Source organism: Actinomadura kijaniata, from assembly GCF_014138665.1.
GTDB lineage: Bacteria > Actinomycetota > Actinomycetes > Streptosporangiales > Streptosporangiaceae > Spirillospora > Spirillospora kijaniata.
The window spans coordinates 1-17,708 of record NZ_JACJIA010000002.1; the positions used below are offsets into that span (position 1 = coordinate 1).

At 74.5% G+C, this 17,708-nt stretch carries 17 protein-coding genes and 1 pseudogene; 8 read left to right on the forward strand and 10 right to left on the reverse strand.

Features of this window, described 5'->3' with window-relative positions:
• The 4 genes and pseudogenes from HNR61_RS47375 to HNR61_RS07120 all read right to left on the reverse strand — a co-directional run.
• Nucleotides 1-167, reverse strand: a pseudogene (locus HNR61_RS47375) (MFS transporter); the annotation flags it as partial.
• A gap of 39 nt (nt 168-206) precedes the next feature.
• Entirely contained in the window at nt 207-1,004 is a 798-nt protein-coding gene (locus HNR61_RS07110; RefSeq protein ID WP_182842338.1) for a 3-hydroxybutyrate dehydrogenase, read from the reverse strand.
• 82 nt (nt 1,005-1,086) lie between these two features.
• Nucleotides 1,087-2,475, reverse strand: coding sequence for a 3-hydroxybutyrate oligomer hydrolase family protein (locus HNR61_RS07115; protein WP_246442343.1), 1,389 nt, complete (start codon nt 2,473-2,475; stop codon nt 1,087-1,089).
• Between the two features lie 354 nt (nt 2,476-2,829).
• Complete coding sequence (locus HNR61_RS07120; RefSeq protein ID WP_182842339.1) at nt 2,830-3,645, reverse strand: arginase family protein; 816 nt, start codon at nt 3,643-3,645, stop codon at nt 2,830-2,832.
• A gap of 39 nt (nt 3,646-3,684) precedes the next feature.
• Here HNR61_RS07120 and HNR61_RS07125 point away from each other — a divergent pair, with 39 nt between their 5' ends.
• Nucleotides 3,685-4,182 carry a GNAT family N-acetyltransferase gene (locus HNR61_RS07125; protein ID WP_220509118.1) on the forward strand — a complete coding sequence of 166 codons (498 nt, stop codon included), beginning with the start codon at nt 3,685-3,687 and terminating at the stop codon, nt 4,180-4,182.
• On the opposite strand, the gene HNR61_RS07130 is transcribed toward HNR61_RS07125, so the two are convergent.
• Nucleotides 4,172-4,930, reverse strand: a complete 759-nt coding sequence (locus tag HNR61_RS07130; RefSeq protein ID WP_182842341.1) for a hypothetical protein — start codon at nt 4,928-4,930, stop codon at nt 4,172-4,174. The two genes, HNR61_RS07125 and HNR61_RS07130, sit on opposite strands and share 11 nt — an antisense overlap.
• 168 nt (nt 4,931-5,098) lie before the next feature.
• On the opposite strand from HNR61_RS07130, the gene HNR61_RS07135 reads away from it, so the two are divergent.
• From HNR61_RS07135 to HNR61_RS49850, 4 genes are all read left to right on the forward strand, one after another.
• Nucleotides 5,099-6,154 (forward strand): hypothetical protein, encoded by a 1,056-nt coding sequence (locus HNR61_RS07135; RefSeq protein ID WP_182842342.1) that lies wholly within the window; start codon nt 5,099-5,101, stop codon nt 6,152-6,154.
• A gap of 107 nt (nt 6,155-6,261) precedes the next feature.
• Complete coding sequence (locus HNR61_RS07140; protein WP_246442345.1) at nt 6,262-6,873, forward strand: pentapeptide repeat-containing protein; 612 nt, start codon at nt 6,262-6,264, stop codon at nt 6,871-6,873.
• 128 nt (nt 6,874-7,001) lie between these two features.
• Nucleotides 7,002-8,045, forward strand: coding sequence for an SDR family oxidoreductase (locus HNR61_RS07145; protein WP_182842344.1), 1,044 nt, complete (start codon nt 7,002-7,004; stop codon nt 8,043-8,045).
• Between the two features lie 185 nt (nt 8,046-8,230).
• The gene (locus HNR61_RS49850) at nt 8,231-8,959 is read left to right on the forward strand and encodes a GNAT family N-acetyltransferase (protein WP_182842345.1); all 729 of its coding nucleotides are present in this window, start codon (nt 8,231-8,233) and stop codon (nt 8,957-8,959) included.
• Nucleotides 8,960-8,962: 3 nt separating this feature from the next.
• Here HNR61_RS49850 and HNR61_RS07155 read toward each other — a convergent pair whose 3' ends face one another.
• Nucleotides 8,963-9,826: an LLM class flavin-dependent oxidoreductase gene (locus tag HNR61_RS07155; RefSeq protein WP_182842346.1), complete on the reverse strand. Its 864-nt coding sequence runs from the start codon at nt 9,824-9,826 to the stop codon at nt 8,963-8,965.
• An 81-nt stretch (nt 9,827-9,907) separates the two neighbouring features.
• Here HNR61_RS07155 and HNR61_RS07160 point away from each other — a divergent pair, with 81 nt between their 5' ends.
• A complete protein-coding gene (locus tag HNR61_RS07160) occupies nt 9,908-10,375 on the forward strand; it encodes a MarR family winged helix-turn-helix transcriptional regulator (RefSeq protein ID WP_182842347.1) in 468 nt (155 codons plus the stop codon).
• Between the two features lie 3 nt (nt 10,376-10,378).
• On the opposite strand, the gene HNR61_RS07165 is transcribed toward HNR61_RS07160, so the two are convergent.
• The 4 genes from HNR61_RS07165 to HNR61_RS07180 all read right to left on the reverse strand — a co-directional run bounded on the left by HNR61_RS07165 (nt 10,379) and on the right by HNR61_RS07180 (nt 13,956).
• Nucleotides 10,379-11,287, reverse strand: coding sequence for a cyclase family protein (locus tag HNR61_RS07165; RefSeq protein ID WP_182842348.1), 909 nt, complete (start codon nt 11,285-11,287; stop codon nt 10,379-10,381).
• A gap of 244 nt (nt 11,288-11,531) precedes the next feature.
• Nucleotides 11,532-12,629, reverse strand: coding sequence for a serine hydrolase domain-containing protein (locus HNR61_RS07170; protein WP_182842349.1), 1,098 nt, complete (start codon nt 12,627-12,629; stop codon nt 11,532-11,534).
• A gap of 120 nt (nt 12,630-12,749) precedes the next feature.
• Nucleotides 12,750-13,166 (reverse strand): nuclear transport factor 2 family protein, encoded by a 417-nt coding sequence (locus tag HNR61_RS07175; RefSeq protein WP_182842350.1) that lies wholly within the window; start codon nt 13,164-13,166, stop codon nt 12,750-12,752.
• Nucleotides 13,167-13,224: 58 nt separating this feature from the next.
• Nucleotides 13,225-13,956, reverse strand: coding sequence for an isocitrate lyase/PEP mutase family protein (locus HNR61_RS07180; RefSeq protein ID WP_312897798.1), 732 nt, complete (start codon nt 13,954-13,956; stop codon nt 13,225-13,227).
• Nucleotides 13,957-14,119: 163 nt separating this feature from the next.
• Here HNR61_RS07180 and HNR61_RS07185 point away from each other — a divergent pair, with 163 nt between their 5' ends.
• Entirely contained in the window at nt 14,120-15,025 is a 906-nt protein-coding gene (locus HNR61_RS07185) for a hypothetical protein (RefSeq protein WP_182842352.1), read from the forward strand.
• A gap of 59 nt (nt 15,026-15,084) precedes the next feature.
• Nucleotides 15,085-17,496, forward strand: coding sequence for a LuxR C-terminal-related transcriptional regulator (locus HNR61_RS07190; RefSeq protein WP_182842353.1), 2,412 nt, complete (start codon nt 15,085-15,087; stop codon nt 17,494-17,496).
• Nucleotides 17,497-17,708: the final 212 nt, after the last annotated feature.

A 17,708-nucleotide genomic window follows, 5' to 3' on the forward strand; every position in this document is an offset into this window, starting at 1 on the left:
AACGTCCCCACCAACGGATCAGCGGTGGGAAAGAACAACTTGTTGAACACCAGCGCCGCGGCGCTGCCGTACAGGAAGAAGTCGTACCACTCGATCGTGGTACCGATCAGGGACGCGCCGACGACGCGGCCGATGCCGCCCTGCCGGGCGGTGGTGGGCTGGGACATGGGTCACCGTCTTTCGCTCACAGGGGTGGGGAGCGGGGGTCAGTTGGCGGTCCAGCCGCCGTCGAGGGACAGCGACGTTCCGGTGACGAAGCCGGTGTCGGGGCCGCACAGCCACACGACGGCGGCGGCGACCTCCTCCGGCTCGATCAGGCGTTTCACGGGGGTGCGCGCGAGCAGGACCTCGGACAGGACCTGTTCGGGCGCGATGCCGTGGGCGGCGGCCTGGTCGCGGAGCTGGCCCTCGACCAGGGGCGTGCGGACATAGCCGGGGTTGACGCAGTTGCTGGTGACGCCGTGCGGCGCGCCCTCCAGGGCGGCGACCTTGCTGAGGCCCTCCAGGGCGTGCTTGGCGGCGACGTAGGCGGACTTGTAGGCGCTGGCGCGCAGGCCGTGGACGCTGGAGACGTTCACGACCCGGCCCCAGCCGCCCGCGTACATGTGCGGCAGGACGCGGCGCATCAGCAGGAACGGCGCGGTGACCATCACCTGCTGGATGCGGACGAACGTCTCCGGCGGGAACTCGGTGATGGGCGCGACGTGCTGGATCCCGGCGTTGTTGACCAGGATGTCGACCGCGGCGGGCAGGCCGTCGACCGCCTCCGGGTCGGCGAGGTCGACGGCGTGGGCCTGGCCGCCGACCTCCCCGGCGACGGTCTTGGCGGCCTCGGCGTCGAGGTCGACGACATGGACGAACGCGCCCGCGTCCGCGAGCGCGCGGGCGCACGCCCGGCCGATGCCGCTGCCGCCGCCGGTCACCAGGGCGGTCCGCCCGTCCGCTCCCCCGCCCGGTGACCGCGCAGGTCGGGAGGGGGACGCGGGAGGAAATCCGTTCGTCATGCCCGGAACTGTAAGCTGGGTCACATTCCGCGACCTATGGTGACGGCCCCCATAGTCCTGGTCCGGCTCATGGTGATCGTCGCTACCCGAGGGGGCAGGCGTTCACCGGGTCGGGCGTCGCGGTGCGCGGGACGGTGCGGCTGGGCGGGGGCCGGTGGCCGGTGCCGGTCCAGCGCTCCACGGCGGCGAACGCCTCGCGGTGGCACGGGACCAGCGGGCGCAGCCGGTCGGGGTGGGCGTCGAAGAGGGAGTCCACGTGCGTTCCGCCGTCGATCCGGTAGTAGCGGAACAGGTGCGCGCGGCCCCGCTGGCGGACCATGCGGGCGTAGACGTCGGAGTCCTCACCGATGGGCAGCAGGACGTCGAGGGTGCCGTGCAGCGTGACCAGGGGCTTGCCGATGCGGCCGGTCAGCGCGATCTTCTCGACGGCGCGGCGGACGGAGCGGGGGCGGGCGGCGTAGTCGTAGTCGGCGTCGCAGGCGGGGGTGCCGGGGGCGCAGTAGGGCGTTCCGGCCTGCCGGTCGCCGTCGAAGCCGGGGTCGAGCTCCTCGCGGTAGATGCGCTGGGTGAGGTCCCAGTAGTAGCGGTGGTGGAACTCCCACAGGAACTCCGACCCGGCCGGGAAGCCGGCGCGGACCATGGCCGCGCGGGCGCGGCCGGCGTCCGGTCCGCCCGCCGCGACGGCCGGGTGGTGGCGCAGCGCCGGGGGCAGGAACGTCAGCAGATGCGGGCCGTCGGCGCGCCAGAGGGTGCCCTCCCAGTCCACGCCGCCGTCGTAGAGCCCGGGGTGGTTCTCCAGCTGCCAGCGGACGAGGTAGCCGCCGTTGGACATGCCGGTGACCAGGGTCTTCCGGGGTGCCGTGCGGTAGCGCTGGGCGACGACGCGCTTGGCGGCGCGGGTGAGCTGGGTGACGCGGGTGTTCCACTCGGCGATGGCGTCGCCGGGCTCGCCGCCGTCCCTGAAGAACTCGGCGCCGGTGTTGCCCTTGTCGGTGGCGGCGAACGCGTAGCCGCGCGCCAGGACCCAGTCGCCGATGGCGCGGTCGTTGGCGTACTGCTCGCGGGTGCCGGGGGTGCCCGCGACGACGAGGCCGCCGTTCCAGCGGTCGGGCAGGCGGATGACGAACTGGGAGTCGTGCCGCCAGCCGTGGTTGGTGTTGGTGGTGGAGGCGTCGGGGAAGTGGCCGTCGATCTGGACGCCGGGCACGCCCGACGGGACGGGCAGGTCCCTGGGGGTGAGCCCGGCCCAGTCGGCGGGGTCGGTGTGCCCGGAGGCGACGGTGCCCGCCGTGGTGAGCTCGTCCAGGCAGGCGACCCGCTGGCGGTCGGCTCCGGGAACGCGGATCCGGTCGGCGCGGGCGCAGTGGTCGGCGGCCCGCGCCGGTGCGGCCGGCACGACGACCAGGCTCGCGGCGACGGCGAGCGCCGAGAGCGGTCCCGAGCGGGTGAGGGCCTTCACGCGTGAGGGCAAGGAAGCCTCCTCGGGTAGGGGGATGCAGCGGAGGCTAGGTCGGGCGGTCCCGGCGCGATATGGCCGCGAACCCCATGTTCGCGCCGCGCCGCATGGGGGCGGACGCCATGGAACGCGGCGCGGGACGCCGCCGGTCATGGCGTTCGCCCACACGGCGCCAACGGGTTCCATGAGGGCGGACACGAACGGGCGCGGCGCCCCCTGGGGAACGCCGCGCCCCGTCCCCTTCGGGAACTCGCATGTACCCGCAGGTCAACGCGTCAATTGCACAAAGAAATATTGTGGCGGTGAATTATCGGCCTGGCGCGACCCTTCACCGATCCATTGTTCGCGTAATGAGAAGTGTCATTCGGGTCAGGGCAGGAAGGTCCCGGCGAGGGTCTCCAGGGTCTTCTGGTCCTCGGGGCTCCTCGGCTCGTATTCGGTGATGGCCATCCCCGCGAGGGCGAAGCCACCGGCCAGGGCCTGCACGGCGGCGCTCAGGGCCTCCGGGGTCAGGCCGCCGGGCTCGGGGGTGCCGACCGAGGCGAACGTCCCCGGGTCCAGCACGTCCAGGTCCAGGTGGAGGTAGACCGCCTCCGCGCCGGTGTCGGCCACCGCCGCGGCCAGGGCCTCGGGGGTCAGGGCCGCGGGCGGCAGGTGGCGGAGGGGGCCGGCGTCGAGGAACGCGCGTTCCCCCGCGTCCAGCGCGCGGGCCCCGGCCAGCACCACCCGCGACGGGGACAGGGGCCGCGCGGGGAGGAGGTCCGCCGGTCCCTCGCCCAGCAGGGCGCGCAGGATCATGCCGTGGAACGCCTTCGACGGCGACGACGCCGGGGTGTTCAGGTCGCCGTGGGCGTCCAGCCAGACGAGGGCGAGGCGGTCGCCGTACCGGGCGTGGGCGCGCTCGACGGGGGCCAGGTCCACGGCGCAGTCGCCGCCGACCGTGACCAGGAGGGTGTCGTCGGGGATCGCCGCCAGGGACTCGCGGACCGCCGCGAGGTTGCGGCGCAGGACGTCGGCGGACCGGACCGCCGCCGCCGTGCCGGGCTCGTCGGCGATCGGGACGCGGACGTGGTCCGCGTCCGGGAACAGGCCCGCCAGCAGGCCGGCCCCCTCGGTCAGGCGGCGGGCGGTGGGCGAGGCGGAGGCCTGCCACTGCGGGATCTCCAGCACGGTCGTGGTCGTCATGCCGCGATGACATCACGGCCGGATGCTTTGATGGGAATCGTGGAGATCTTGGAGACGGAACGGCTCGTGCTGCGCCCGTTCACCGGGGACGACTTCGCCGACTACGCCGCCATGCTCGCCGACCCCGAGGTCGGGCGGTTCCTGGGCGGCACGCTGTCGGCCGAGGACGCCTGGCGCAACCTCGCCATGGTCATCGGGCACCGCGTGATCCGCGGGTACTCGATGTGGGCGCTGGTCGAGAAGGACGGCGGACGCTTCGTCGGGCGGGCCGGACCGTGGCGGCCGCACGGGTGGCCCGGCCTGGAGGTCGGGTGGGCGCTGGCCCGCTCCGCCTGGGGCCGGGGGTACGCGACCGAGGCGGCGCGGGCCGCGGTGGACTACTGCTTCGACGTGCTCGGGGCCGAGGAGGTCGTGTCGCTGATCCGGCCCGACAACGTCGCGTCGCTGCGGGTGGCCGAGCGCATCGGCCACCGCCATCTGCGCGACGCCGAGCTCATGGGGACGCCCTGCCTCGTCTACGGGCAGGTCAGGGCGTGACGACCGGGGCCTTGAACGGCAGCACGAAGAACGGCCCCGTCACCGTCGAGCCCGCGCTGCCCGGGCCGTACTGCAGGTCGCGGGTCTCCCGGCAGGTGCCCCGGTCCTCGATCCAGTAGCGGGCGTTCTCGCCGTTCGGGCCCGAGAAGAAGCGGCCGAACAGCGAGATGCGGTCGCGGACCTTGCCCCGCGAGTCCACGATCAGGCCGTGGATGGGCGAGTCCGACCGGAAGCCGCGCGGCGTCAGCTCCTCGTGGGCCAGGTCGGAGATCAGCACCCGGAACGTCTCGCCCTTCTCGTTGGTGGCGGTCGCGTCCACCACCCCGACGAACGGCGTCATGATGCCCGCGAACGCCTTGCCGAACTCCGGCGTGTACGGCGCGGGCCTGGGGTCGCGCTTGGAGAAGCTGTAGGTGCGCGAGAAGGTGCCCTTCTTGACCGTGTAGGTGCCGTTGCGGCACACGAACGGCGGGTAGTTCCGCGTCGCCATGTCGATCACCGAACGCAGGATCGGCTCCCCGGCCGGGTCCCCGAACTCGGCCTCGTCGATCTCCGTGCGGACGCCGTTGCGGTCGATCCGCACGGTGAACCCGTCGCCGGTCGCCTTGATGTGGTGCCGGCTCTCCTTGACCTTGATGCCGTGCGCCCGGTCGGCGGCGGGCGCGGACGCGGACGCGGGGGCGGGGGCCAGGACGGCGGCCAGGGCGACGGCGGGAACGGCGGACGCGGCCAGGGCGAAGGTCCTCACGGGCGCTCCTTGAAGATCGACAAGAGTGGGGCTCACGGTACCGACGATCCCCGCCCGCCCTGTGGCCACATCCGGCCATCCGTACGGGTTTCCGGCGGATCTTACGGAGTGCGAACGTCCCGCCGCCGTGCCTGGTGAAGCCCGGTTCGCGATCTTACGTTCGAGCCCATGAACGCGATTCCCTCCTCCCGGCGGGCGGCGCTCCGGTGGAGCCTGGCCGCCTGCGCCGTCACGGCCGCCCCGCTCGCGGCCGCCGTCCCCGCCCCGGCCGCGCACGCCACCGCGCACGCCACCGCGGCCGTCGCCGTCACCGCCACCTCCGTCTCCCCGGACACGATCACCTCCGGGCAGGAGGCGATCCAGACCGTCACGCTGGCCGAGCCCGCGCCCGCGGGCGGCGTCAAGGTGACCGTGCACCCCACGGGCCAGTTCTCCGACCTCACCTACCTGCAGGCCACCCGGAACGAGGTGACCGTCCCCGCCGGCGAGCGCAGCGTCAGCTTCCCCATCCGGGTGGAGAACTCCACGACCGCGTCGGTCCGGACGCTGAAGGCGTACGTCGGGTCCTCGTCGGCGGTCACCTCCCTGACGGTGAACCCGGTGGACCCGCGCGAGCAGGCGGTCACCTCCTTCACCGTGGACCGCCCGGACAACGCGCGCGCCGCCGTCGAGGGCAGCACCGTCACCGGCACCGTGAAGATCAAGTCACCGGCGCCGGTCGGCGGCCTGGCGGTGGACGTCCGCGAGGTCCCCTACGAGTCGAGCGCCGTCCACGGCCCGGCGTACGTGGTCGTCCCGGCGGGCGGCACCTCCGCGACGTTCAGGATGACCGCGACCGCGTACGACTTCCCGCGCTCGGTGACGCTGCGCGCCCTGCTCGGCCCCTCCGACGCCACCACCAGCGTGCTCGGCGTGCCCAAGCACTTCTCCATCGCCGGGCTGGACTTCGGCCGGGTGCGGCGCGGCCCGCAGAACAACCCGCAGTACGGGGGCGTGGGAATCGGCGAGTGGTGGCACCCGTTCGGCGCGGTCGTCAAGTTCACCACCGACAACCCGAAGGTGACCGTCACGCCGGAGGTCGACATCCCGGCGAGCCACGTGGGCGCGCTGTTCCGCATCGAGGCCGACGCGTCGGTGCCGGTCGGCACCAAGGTGAGGATCACCGCCAACTGGGTGCTGGGGCCCGTCGGCCCGGCCACGACGGAGGTGACCGTCGTCGACTGACCGGCCGCCGTCCCCACCCCGGAGTGTCGTGGGGCGGGGATAGGGTCGCGCCCGTGGTGACGGCGAAGCGGTGGAGAGAACCTGTCGGCCCCCGGATCCCCCGGACGTTGACCGAGGCGGTCCTCCCCCGGGACGAGCCGGTGGACGACGGCGCGCTGCTGTCGCTCGCCTACGGGGCCGTCGAGCTGTCCCGGGCCGCCGCCGAGAACGCGGAGTTCGAGAGGTGCCGGTTCGACCGGACCGCGCTGGCGGGCAGCGCGCTGCCGCGCGTCCGGTTCTCGGACGTCGCCTTCGACGGCTGCGACCTGGCCAACGTCCGCTGGGACGACGCGCGGCTCGCCAACGTCACCGTCGCGCAGAGCCGGATGACGGGGGCGAGGCTCACCGAGGCCTGGCTGCGGGACGTCGTCGTCGAGGGCTGCCGGGCGAACCTGGCGGCGTTCCGGTTCGGGCGGCTCCAGAACGTGGTCTTCCGCGACTGCGACCTGTCGGAGGCGGACTTCCAGAACGCCGGGTTCAAGGGCGTCCGGTTCGAGGGGTGCCGGCTGGTGGCCGCGCGGTTCGCGCACGCGACGATGGACGGGGTCCGGTTCTCCGGCTGCGACCTGTTCGGGGTGCGCGGGGTGGAGGGCCTCCGGGGGGCCGTGGTGAGCTCCGCCGACGCCCCGGGGCTGGTGTACGCGCTGGCCGCGGCGGTGGGCATCGCCATCGAGGACTGAGGGCGTCCCAAGATCGGGTAAGGGAGTGCCAGGACCCGGCTGGATCGTTCCAGCAGGCGGGGCCGTTCCGGCAGCGTGGGCCCCCGGGGCGGCGAGCCCCGAAGGCCGAGGTGAAGAGGAGCGCGTCCGTGTCCCAGGTTTCCCGTCCCGTCGTGCTGGTCAGTGGGGTCTCCGGGGTGGTCGGCGGGACCGTCGCGCGGGCGCTGGTCCCCGACTTCGACGTCGTCGCGCTGACGGGCCGCCGCCGCGTCGTCGGGTACGAGCAGGTCAGGGTGGACCTGCCGGCGAGGCGGCTGGGGCTGACCGCGCGCGACTGGGCGGCGCTGGCCGACCGCGCCGACCTGGTGGTGCACGCGGCGGGCAAGGCCGACTTCACCGACGACCCGGCCGCGATGGCGGCGGTCAACGTCGAGGGGGCGGCGCGGGTCGCCGAGCTGGCCGCCGCCGCGCACGCCCCGCTGGTGCACATCTCGTCGGCGTACGTGGCGCGGCTGGAGTTCGTGCGCGAGCACGAGGACCGGATCCCGGCGGAGTGCCCGATCCGACCGTCGGTGTACCTGGCGTCCAAGGCCGCCGCCGAACGCGACCTGGCCGCGTTCGACGGCCCGCTGTGCGTGGTGCGGCCGTCGGTGGTGATGGGCGACTCGGCGGACGGGGCCACGAGCGCCAGGCAGTCGATCCACGACCAGATCCGCCTGGTGGCGCGGGGGGTGCCGGTGATGGCGGTCGGCGGGCACGTGCGGCTCGACATGCTGCCGCGCGACGTCACCGGGCAGTGCGTGGCGGCGCTCGCGGCGGTGGCGGTGACGGACCCGGCGGCGCTGCCGGGGCTGTTCTGGGCGACGGCCGGGTACGCCGCGCCGACGCTGCGGACGACCACCGAGCTGGTGGTGCGGGAGATGGCCCGGCGGGGACGGCCGGTGCCGTCGCCGGAGTTCTTCGAGACGCTGAAGGCCCCGCTCACCGAGTTCCCGGGGTGGGACGGGCTGTCGTCGCTGGAGCGGACGATCCTGATGTGCCAGGCGGCGAACGGGCTGATGCTGGGCGACGGCGAGCCGTTCCCGAGCTCGCTGGGCGGGTTCCCGCTGCTCGGCACGCCCGCGCCGGTGCGGCCGGAGGAGGCGCTGGAGCACTTCCGCAACGACGTGGAGTTCACGTTGCGGCGGCGTTGATCATCGTCCTAGGGTGGGGACGTTCTTCGCACCCGGCTCCAGGAGGATTGAGGCCATGGTGGCGCGCCCGTAGAGGGCCGCTGCGCACTCGCCGGCGCCTTCCGACGCGTCGGCACGGTCGTCGAAGCGGCCCGTTCTTCTCACGCTGCTCTCTTCCCGTACGACCATGTGAAGGACGAACTGCTGTGTTCGATTCCCGTATCCACGCCTACCTGCGCGCCAACGCGGGCTCGCGTGCCCACCGCGTCGGCCCGTTCCTGGCCTCCTTCGACGAGCACGACGCCGGCCCCTACCGCAACTACGCCATCCCCGACGACGGGGCCGTCCCGACCGCCGCGGACGTGGAGCTGCTGGTCGGGGCGTTCGTCGCCCGGTCCCGCAAGCCGCGTCTGGAGTACCTGCCGGGGGCCGCGCCGCGCGTGGAGGCGGCGCTGCTGGACGCCGGGTTCGCCGTGGAGGCCCGGCTGCCGATCATGACGTGCCCGGAGGCCGTCGTGCCCCCGGTCGACGTCGCGCTGCGGCTCGCGCGGTCCGACGCGGACCTGCGGGCGGTCGCGGAGGTCCAGAACGCCGCCTACGGCGCGCCCGCGGCCACCGAGCACGACGTGGCGCGGCTGCGCGCCACCGCCGAGGGCGGCGGGCTGGTCGCGGGGGCGTTCGACGGCGCGGCCTGCGTCGGCGGCGGGCTCGTCACGCCGCCGCACGACGGCGTCGGCGAGCTGGCCGCGATCGGGGTGAGCGGGTCCCACCGGGGACGCGGGATCGCGGGGGCGCTGACGGCGTTCCTCACCCTGGCCTGCGCCGACGCCGGGATCACCGCGCCGTTCCTGATGCCGACGAACGACGCCGCCGAGCGCGTCTACACGCGCGTCGGCTATCGCAGGGTCTCGGAGATCCTGCACATCTCGCGGTAGCCCTCAGCCGCGCAGCGCGGGCAGCACGCCGTGCGCGAGCCGTTCGGCCTGGTCCCTCGGGTCCGGGCCGGACGGCATGAGGTTGAACGAGGTGAAGCCCAGCTTCCGCAGGCCGAGGAGCCGCTCGGCGACCTGGTCGGCGGAGCCTTCGAGGACGCCGGGGTCGCCCGTGGCGGAGGTCCCGGCGGCCGGGTCGCCGATCCGGACGGGGACGTTGTAGACGCAGGCGATCCCGTCCGGGTCGCGGCCCGCCCTCTCGGCGGCGGCGCGGACGCGGTCGCGCATGGCGGCGGCCCGTTCGGGCGGCGCGAACCCGAGGGACGGGATCCAGCCGTCGGCGAGGCGGCCGGTCGCCTCCAGCGCGCGGGGGCCGTAGGTGCCGAGCCAGAGGGGGATGCGGCGCTCGGGCTTGGGTTCCAGGTCGGCCCGCTCGACGCGGTAGCGGGTGCCCTCGTAGCTGAAGCCGGGCTCCGACCACAGACCGCGCATGATCTCGATGGCCTCGACCATCCCGTCCACCTTCTGCCGGGGCGTCGGCACGCCGAGTCCGAACGCCCGGAACTCCTCGTCGGAGTAGCCGCCGCCGAGCCCGAGGACCAGCCGCCCGCCCGACAGCCGGTCCAGGGTCTCGGCCATCTTGGCGACCATCGCGGGCGGGCGGTAGGGGACGCCGAGCACGCGGGTGGCGATGCGGATGCGCGAGGTGTGGGCGGCGACCCAGGTCAGCAGGGTCCAGGTCTCGGAGGAGGGGTGCGTTCCGCAGGGGTGGTCGGAGGTGGAGACGAAGTCGAAGCCCAGCTCCTCGGCGTGCCGGGCGTCCCCGACGGGGTCGCCGGTGGCGGACTGGGACAGGTTGAGACCGAACATGGGACGTCCTCTCGGGCTTTGTTTACATGGAAACATAAGCCCGAATTGGTTACACGTCAACAACTTGTCTAGGCTGGCCCCATGACGAGCGAGCCGCGCTGGCTGGACGAGGCCGAGTACCGGGCCTGGCTCGGTTACCGGAGGATGCGCCTGCTGCTGGACGCGCAGGTCTCCCGGGACCTGGCGGCCGACTCGGGCCTGTCGATGCCCGACTACGACGTGCTGTCGGCGCTGTCGGAGGCGCCCGACCACCGCTGGCGGCTGACCCGGCTGGCCGACCGGATGCTGTGGTCCAAGAGCCGGCTGTCCCGGCATGTCGCGCGGATGGAGCAGCGCGGCCTGGTGCGGCGCGAGGAGTGCCCCGACGACGGGCGCGGCGCGGCGATCGCGCTGACCGGCGAGGGGCTGCGCGCGATCCGGGAGGCCGCGCCCGACCATGTGGGGTCGGTGCGCCGCCACTTCATCGACCTGCTGACGCCCGAGCAGGTGGCGGCGCTGGCGGGCATCGCCGGGGTGGTGCTGGACCACCTCGGCGAGCCCCTGGAGTGAGCCCTACTCCGGCAGCCGGGCGAACGCCCGCACGGAGATCATCCCCAGCCCCGCGATCCGCAGCGGGACGGCGGTGAGGCTCGCCCCGCTCGGCGGGAGCCGCTCCAGGCCGGTCATGTTCTCCACGATGGGGATGCCCGCGCCGAGCAGCAGCGTGTGGACGGGACGCTCGGGGTCGTCGGTGGTGTCCACGTTGACGGCGTCGATCCCGACCAGCGCGGCCCCGTGGTCGACCAGCCAGGCCGCGGCGGCGCGCGTCAGGTGGTGCGGCTTGTCGGCGTAGCCCGGGGTGCCGAACCGCTCGGCGTCGCCGGTGTGCACCAGCACCGCCCTGCCCCGCACGTCGAACGCGGCGAACGCGCCGACGTCGATCGCCCGTTCCTCCGTCCCGGCCACCCGCACCACGACGGCGGGCAGGTCGACGACCTTCTCCAGCGGGATGCCCGTGAGGTCCGCGCCGTCGGCGTACCGGTGGTAGGGCGTGTCCAGGTAGGTGCCGGTGCTGCCGACCATGTGGATCCGGTCGATGGCGAACTCGGTGCCCGGCGCGTAGACCTCCCGCGACGCCTCCCGCGTGAGGAACGGGGAGACCTCGGGCGCGGGCAGACCCGGCGCGGTGCGCATGCCGTGCCGGATGACGTGGCTGAGCTCGACGAGCCGTCCGCGCGGGACCGCGGCGGCCCGGTCCGCCGGGCCGCCCCGCGTGCCCTTGTGCGCCTCCTCGAAGACCTCGACGTTCGACAGCTCGACGTTCCCGCTCATGAGCAGCCCGAGCGAGGCGACGAAGAGCGCGCCGACCTCCTCCTCGGTGACGTCCGGTCCGGGGACGTCCACCCGGAACCCCCGGACGGCGAGGTCCCCGCCGTTGGCGAAGCTGACGGTCGCGTCGAACGACGCGCGGTACTGACCCATGAGGACTCCGTTCCACGAGCTGAGCCCCCATCTTCCCGCGGGCCGCGGATCGGGACCCGGGAGGACTAGGCCGTGTTTCAAAGCCCTGGCCCACGGCGCTCGCCTGGCGGCTCGCACCTCACCAGGGCTTGGCGAGCGCGACATCGCTTCGCGATCTGACCTGCGGGCCCTCGCCTTCGGCGTCGGGCCCGCAGGTCAGGTGACGCGCTCGCGTGCGCGGCTGAGGCCCACTTTGAAACAGGCCCTAGCCGCAGAACGCCGCCTCGGCCGCTCGGGCGCGGTCGGCGCGGAAGCCGGGGTCGCTCTCGAAGCGGGCGCTGTTGTCGTTGTAGGCGATCACGGCCTGGCGGCGGCCGTCGGCGCTGGTGTAGGTCCAGGTGCGGTAGCCGGGGAAGCCGCCGTCGTGGCCCCAGGCGTCGCCGCAGGACAGGCGGACCTTCTCGACGCCCAGGCCGTAGCCCTTCTCGGCGCCCCCGTCGGTGACGCGCAGGGTGGCGGTGAGGGCGCGCTGCTGGGCCTTCGGCAGGAGGCGTCCGGTGAACAGGGCGCGGTGGAAGCGGGCGACGTCGTCCACGGTGGAGACGATGCCGCCGGAGGTGCGGGCGCTGGACGGGCTGACCTCGGTGCTGACGTCGCCGTACCCCTCCCAGTACCCGTGGACGTAGGGGCCGGGGAACGCGCGCGACACCGTCGGGTAGCTGGTGTGCCGCAGCCCCAGCGGGGTGAGGATCCGGCGCTGGAGCTCGGTCCCGAACGGCCGCCCCGTCACCCTCTCGATGATCATCCCGGCGAGGATGTAGTTGGTGTTGGCGTAGGTCCAGCCCGCGCCGGGGGCGTGCGGGCGCGGCTTCTCCAGGGCGATGGCGACCAGCTCGCGGGGCGTCCAGGCGCGGCGCGGCTCGGCCATGATCCGCTGGTCGGTGGTGTACTCGGGCAGGCCGCTGGTGTGCTGGAGCAGGTGGCGGATCGTGATCGCCTCGCCGCCGGGCACCAGGCCGGGGAGGCGGCGTTCCACGGTGTCGTCCAGGGACAGGCGGCGCTCGGCGACCAGCTGCAACAGGACCGTGGCGGTGAACGTCTTGGTCACGCTCGCGATGCGGACGCGCAGGCGGTGGTCCATGGGGCGGCCGGTGGCGCGGTCGGCGACCCCGGCGGTGACGTGGGAGACCTTCGCGCCGCGCCGGGCCATGACGATGACGCCGGGCTGGCCGGCGGCGACCAGGCGGTCGGCGGCGGCCCGGAGCCCGGCGGGCGGGGCGGCGCCGGCCGAGGCGGCGGCCGGCGCGGCGAGCGCCCCGGTGAGGGCGGCGGTCAGGGCGGCGGCGGTCAGGGGGCGGCGCATGACGGCTCCTTGCGTTGATCGTCTCGATGACGTGATCAACTCTGGCCGCCGCCGCCCGTCCGGATAAGGGGCCTGCACACCGGCCGGGGGGTGTACCCAGGTCCACCCCCCGGCGCGGGGTCAGCCCTCGACCAGCCCGTCCTCGACCAGCCCCCGCAGGACCGCCTCGCCCAGCGCCACGACGGCCGACTGCGGGCGGACCATCACCGTGAACTCGGTGATCCGGTCGTCGCCGTCCACCTGGATCAGGTCGATCCCGTGGATCTGCCTGCCGTCCACGTCCGCGCGGAAGATGAGGATGTGCGACGGGGCCTCGCCGCCCGCCGCCAGCTCGGCCGTCCCCTCCAGCTCGCCGACGTAGCGGAAGTCCCGGAACGTCCGCAGCAGCACCCCGAACAGGCCCATCACCATCTCGCGGCCCTCGAACGGCGTGAACTTCACCGGGCTGTAGAACTTCACGTCCTCGGCGAACAGCTCGGGCAGGGCGTCCAGGTCGCCCTTGTCCACGGCGGCGCGGAAGCGGTCCACGGTGCGCATGTCACCCTCCTCAGTCACTGATGTGACTATTCACCTTATTGAGTATCGTCGGCCGTGCCTAGCCCGCCGCCGGGTCCTCTCCCGCCGCCGCCCTGGTCGCGAACGTCCGCAGCGTCTCCAGCGCGTGCAGGTACGGCTGCGGGCCGAACGAGATCCGCGCCACCCCCAGCTCCGCGAGCCGGCGCGGGGTCGTGCCCGGGAAGCACGCGATGTTGACCGGGCCGGGGATCCCCGCCACCAGCTCCCCGACCCTCTCGAACGGGGCCAGGATCGGGTAGACGCAGTCCGCGCCCGCCTCCAGGTAACGGCGTCCCCGGGCGACCGCCTCGCCCACCGGGTCGTCCAGGCCCGCCAGGAAAGCGTCCACCCGCGCGTTGATCACCAGGTCGGGGTCGGCGGCGCGCAGCGCGGCGATGTACCCGGCCTGCGCGTCGGCGTCCTTCAGGCCGGTGGCGGGGTCGGTGTCCTCGATGTTGCAGCCCGCCGCGCCGATCCCGCGCAGGCGCGCGGCCAGCCCGTCCGGCTTGAGACCGTAGCCCGCCTCGGCGTCCACCGTCACCGGGACGGTCGCGGCGCGGATCACGCGGGCGGCGGCCGCGAACATCTCGTCGGCGGGCGCGCCCTCGTGGTCGGGGTACCCGAGCATCGCGGCGATCGAGGCGCTGGCGGTGGCCAGCGCCGGGTACCCGGCCTCCTCGACGATCTTCACGCTGCCCGCGTCCCACACGTTCGGCAGGACGAGCGGGTCGCCGGGGCGGTGCAGGGCGCGCAGGGTCGCGTACTCGTTCACGGATGGCTCCTCTCGTTCGCCGGTAGGACGGAACGGCGGCCCGGTTCGTGACATGTGTCGGTGTCCACATCGTTCGGCACATGTGCGCGGCGGGTCGGAATTCGTACTTTTGCCTGGTCATCGGGGGCCGCGGGGGCAACCGATCGAACGAGGGAGAGTCATCATGGCCGTCTCCAGCCGGGCCGAGTACGCGGGGGCCGCGCTGCTGCTGGCACGCCGGTACGCCGCGAACGTGCCGGCCGCGCAGCGCAACGACGTCGACCGCGTCGTGTGGGCGGCGCTGGACAAGGTGCCCGGGGCGCGCGACGTCCTGGAGCGCGCGGTGCGGCGGGTCGACAACCTGCCGGAGGACCGCAAGCGGGCGATGTTCGGGGGCACCTACGCGTTCAAGCCGGTCGGCACGGTCGTGCCGCCGCGCGAACTGGAGCAGATCATCGACCGGCTCGGCGGGACCGCGACGCCGGGCGGGCCGACCCCGACGCGGCACCGGTACGAGCTGGAGTTCTCGCACCTGGTCTGCGACGACGAGAGCAACCCCGAGTGGCTCGGCAAGGACGAGCCTTACACCGTGTTCACCCTGATCACGCAGCGGGAGGCCGAGGAGGGCGAGCCCGCGCGGTCGGTGCGCACGCCCGTCTACAAGGTCGGGGAGGGCGAGCGGGCCCCGGCGTCGGGGTCGGAGGACCTGCGGCTGTTCGGCCGCACCGGACCGGCCGTGCTGGACTCGGACGTGCTGGTCACCGCCGCGCACTTCGAGCACGACCTCGGCGACATCACCAAGATCGTCACCGAGCTGGGGGTGCTGCTCACGGCGGTCGCCGCGGTCGCCAAGGCCGCCAAGAAGGACCTGGCGGCGATCGTGCTCGGGGCGCTCGGCACGATCGCCGGGTTCGTGGCGACGATCGGCGCGGACGACCCGGTCGGCGAGCCGCAGGCGATGCTGCTCACCGAGGCCGACGCGGACGCGAGGACGCAGAGCCAGGCGCAGGTGACGCTGCCCGCGCTGAAGTTCAACGGCGGTGACCCGAGCGGCACCTACCGCGCCTTCCTGACCCTGCGCCGCGCGTAGCGGCGTTCCGCTGGCCCGGCTCCGGGCGGGGTGTCACACTCGCGGCGAGAGGGCCGCCCATGACACCACGCCTGGAGCCGGACCGGCACAACCTTCCGGCGGAGACCACCCGGTTCGTCGGCCGGGAACGCGACACCGCCGAGCTCGCCGCGCTGCTGCCCGCCGAACGCCTGGTCACGCTGACCGGCGTCGGCGGGATCGGCAAGACGCGGCTGGCGCGGCAGGTCGCCGCCGGGACGCTCGGCGCGTTCGAGGACGGGGTGTGGCTGGTGCCGCTGGCCGACGTGCACGATCCGGCGCTGGTGCCGCAGGCGGTCGCGGCGGTCCTCGGGGTCGCCGAGGAGCCGGGGCGTTCGCAGGCCGGCACGGTGGTGGCGGCGCTCGCCCCGCGCCGCCCGCTGCTCGTGCTGGACAACTGCGAGCACCTGGTGGACGCGTGCGCGGCGTTCGCGGAACGGCTGCTCACCGGCTGCCCGCGCCTGCACCTGCTGGCGACGAGCCGGGAGCCGCTGCGGGTGCCGGGCGAGGTGGTGTGGCGGGTGCCGCCGCTGGAGGGCGGCGCGGCGGTGCGGCTGTTCGCGGACCGGGCCGCGGCCGTGCGGCCGGACTTCGGGCTGACCGAGCGGAACGCCGCCGTCGTCGCCCGGCTCGCGCGGGCGCTGGACGGTATGCCCCTCGCCCTGGAGCTGGCGGCGGCGCGGGTGGCGTTCCTGACCGTCGAGCAGATCACCGAACGCCTCGACGAACGCTTCCGCCTGCTGGTGCGGGGCAGCCGGACGGCGGCGCGGCGGCAGCGGACGCTGCGCGCGACCGTGGACTGGAGCCACGACCTGCTCGACGCCGACGAGCGCGCGGTGCTGCGGCGGCTGTCGGTGTTCGCCGGGGGCTGGACGCTGGAGGCCGCCGAACGGGTCTGCGGCGCGGGCGGCGTGGACGTGCTGCACGTGCTGGGCGAGCTGACCGCGAAGTCGCTGGTGGTGGCCGAGCACGGCCGGTACCGGCTGCTGGAGACGATCCGGCACTACGCCGCCGAACGCCTCGCCGACGCCGGGGAGGCCGACGCCGTCGCCGAGCGGCACCGCGTCCACTTCGTGGAGCTGGCCGAGCGCCTGGAGTGGACCGGCTGGCGCGACCCGGCGGCGACCTGGGAGGAACGCCTCGCCGCGTTCCGCGAGGTCCGCGCCGAGCTCGACAACCTGCGCGCCGCGCTCGACGCCTGCCTGCGGCACGACGCGACCGAGGCGGGGCTGCGATTGTGCACGGCGACCCGCTGGTACTGGATGATCCGCGGCGGGTTCCGGGAGAGCCGCCAGGGGTTCGAGCGCTGCTTCGCGCTGCCGCGCGGCGGCGTCCCGCCCGCCGTGCGGGCGGCGGCGCGCACCGCCTACGGGCAGGCCGTCTACGAGCACGACGAGCTGGACCTGGCCGCCTCCTGCGCCCGCGAGGGCCTGCGGCTCCACCGGGAGCTGGGCGACCGGCAGGGCGTGCACGCCGCCGCCGGGCTGCTCGCCCGCGTCGACCTGCGGCGGGGCAGGATCGACGACGCCGAGCGCGCGCTGGCGGAGATCCGCGAGAGCGCCCGCGCGGACGACCCGTTCAACGAGGCGCTGGCGCTGACCTCGCTGGCGGCCCTCGCGGTGCGGCGCGGCCGTCTCCGCTCGGCGGCCCGCCTGTACGAGGAGAGCCTGGCGCTCTACCGGCGGATGGAGCACTACGGGATGGCGGCGAACGCCCTGGCCGGGCTCGGCGTGACCGCGCACGCCGAGGGCGACCCGGCCCGCGCGCTGCGCCACTACCGCGCCGCCCACGAGATCACCACGCGCCTGGACGACTTCCGCAGCCAGCGCGCCCGCTGCCTGGCCGGGATCGGCGCGGCCGCCCTCGACCTGGACGACCCGCCCGCCGCCCGCCGCCACCTGTCCGAGAGCCTGGAGCTGACCGCCCGCACCGGCCAGCGCCTGGGCGTGGCCCGCATCCTGGAGCTGTTCGCGGCGCTGGCGGCCCACGAGGGCGACCCGGCCCGCGCGGTGCGGATCGCGGGCGCGGCGGACGCGTTCCGGGAGGCGGCGGGCGTCCCCGCGTCCCCGGGCTCGGGGGCGCGCCGCGAGGCGCTGCTGGAGAGGATCCGCGCCGACCTGGGCGGCCCCGCGGTGGAGCAGCTGTGGTCGGAGGGCCGGGCGCTCCCGCCCGACCGGGCGATCGCCCACGCCCTGGAGCCCCCCGGCGGGACGGCCGGCGACGCCCCGCCCGCCGCGCCCCGCCGCCCGCCCAGCACGCTGACGCCCCGGGAACGCGAGGTGGCCCAGCTCATCAGCCGCGGCCTGACGAACCGGGCCATCGCCGAGGAGCTGTACATCAGCCCCGGCACGGCGGGCCGCCACGTGGCGAACATCCTGACGAAGCTGGGCCTGCGCTCCCGCGCGCAGATAGCGGCCTGGTGGACTCAGAACAGCGGCTCATACCGGGAGTAGTAGGCGGCGCTGGGAGCGGTCTTGCGCATGTGGATCTCTGTTTTCCGCGACGTTGCGCGGTTCGTGATCGTGACGCCGGTGGACGAGAGAGGCCGTCTTCGGCCCGGCGGGTCCGAAGACGGCCTCTCGTCCCCTCTCCCAGAGGTGGAACCCGGCGAGTCGGAGGTCACGGTCGACCCTCCGCTCGCCGGAGTCGTCGGCACCGGGGTCGC

Excerpts from the sequence above, each read along its gene's own strand:
- HNR61_RS07120 (WP_182842339.1), bottom strand. The coding sequence starts at position 3,645 with ATGACGACCACGACCGTGCTGGAGATCCCGCAGTGGCAGGCCTCCGCC.
- HNR61_RS07185 (WP_182842352.1), top strand. The coding sequence starts at position 14,120 with ATGGCCGTCTCCAGCCGGGCCGAGTACGCGGGGGCCGCGCTGCTGCTG.
- HNR61_RS07160 (WP_182842347.1), top strand. The coding sequence starts at position 9,908 with ATGACGAGCGAGCCGCGCTGGCTGGACGAGGCCGAGTACCGGGCCTGG.
- HNR61_RS07165 (WP_182842348.1), bottom strand. The coding sequence starts at position 11,287 with ATGGGTCAGTACCGCGCGTCGTTCGACGCGACCGTCAGCTTCGCCAAC.
- HNR61_RS07190 (WP_182842353.1), top strand. The coding sequence starts at position 15,085 with ATGACACCACGCCTGGAGCCGGACCGGCACAACCTTCCGGCGGAGACC.
- HNR61_RS07170 (WP_182842349.1), bottom strand. The coding sequence starts at position 12,629 with ATGCGCCGCCCCCTGACCGCCGCCGCCCTGACCGCCGCCCTCACCGGG.
- HNR61_RS07110 (WP_182842338.1), bottom strand. The coding sequence starts at position 1,004 with ATGACGAACGGATTTCCTCCCGCGTCCCCCTCCCGACCTGCGCGGTCA.
- HNR61_RS07155 (WP_182842346.1), bottom strand. The coding sequence starts at position 9,826 with ATGTTCGGTCTCAACCTGTCCCAGTCCGCCACCGGCGACCCCGTCGGG.
- HNR61_RS07135 (WP_182842342.1), top strand. The coding sequence starts at position 5,099 with ATGAACGCGATTCCCTCCTCCCGGCGGGCGGCGCTCCGGTGGAGCCTG.
- HNR61_RS07175 (WP_182842350.1), bottom strand. The coding sequence starts at position 13,166 with ATGCGCACCGTGGACCGCTTCCGCGCCGCCGTGGACAAGGGCGACCTG.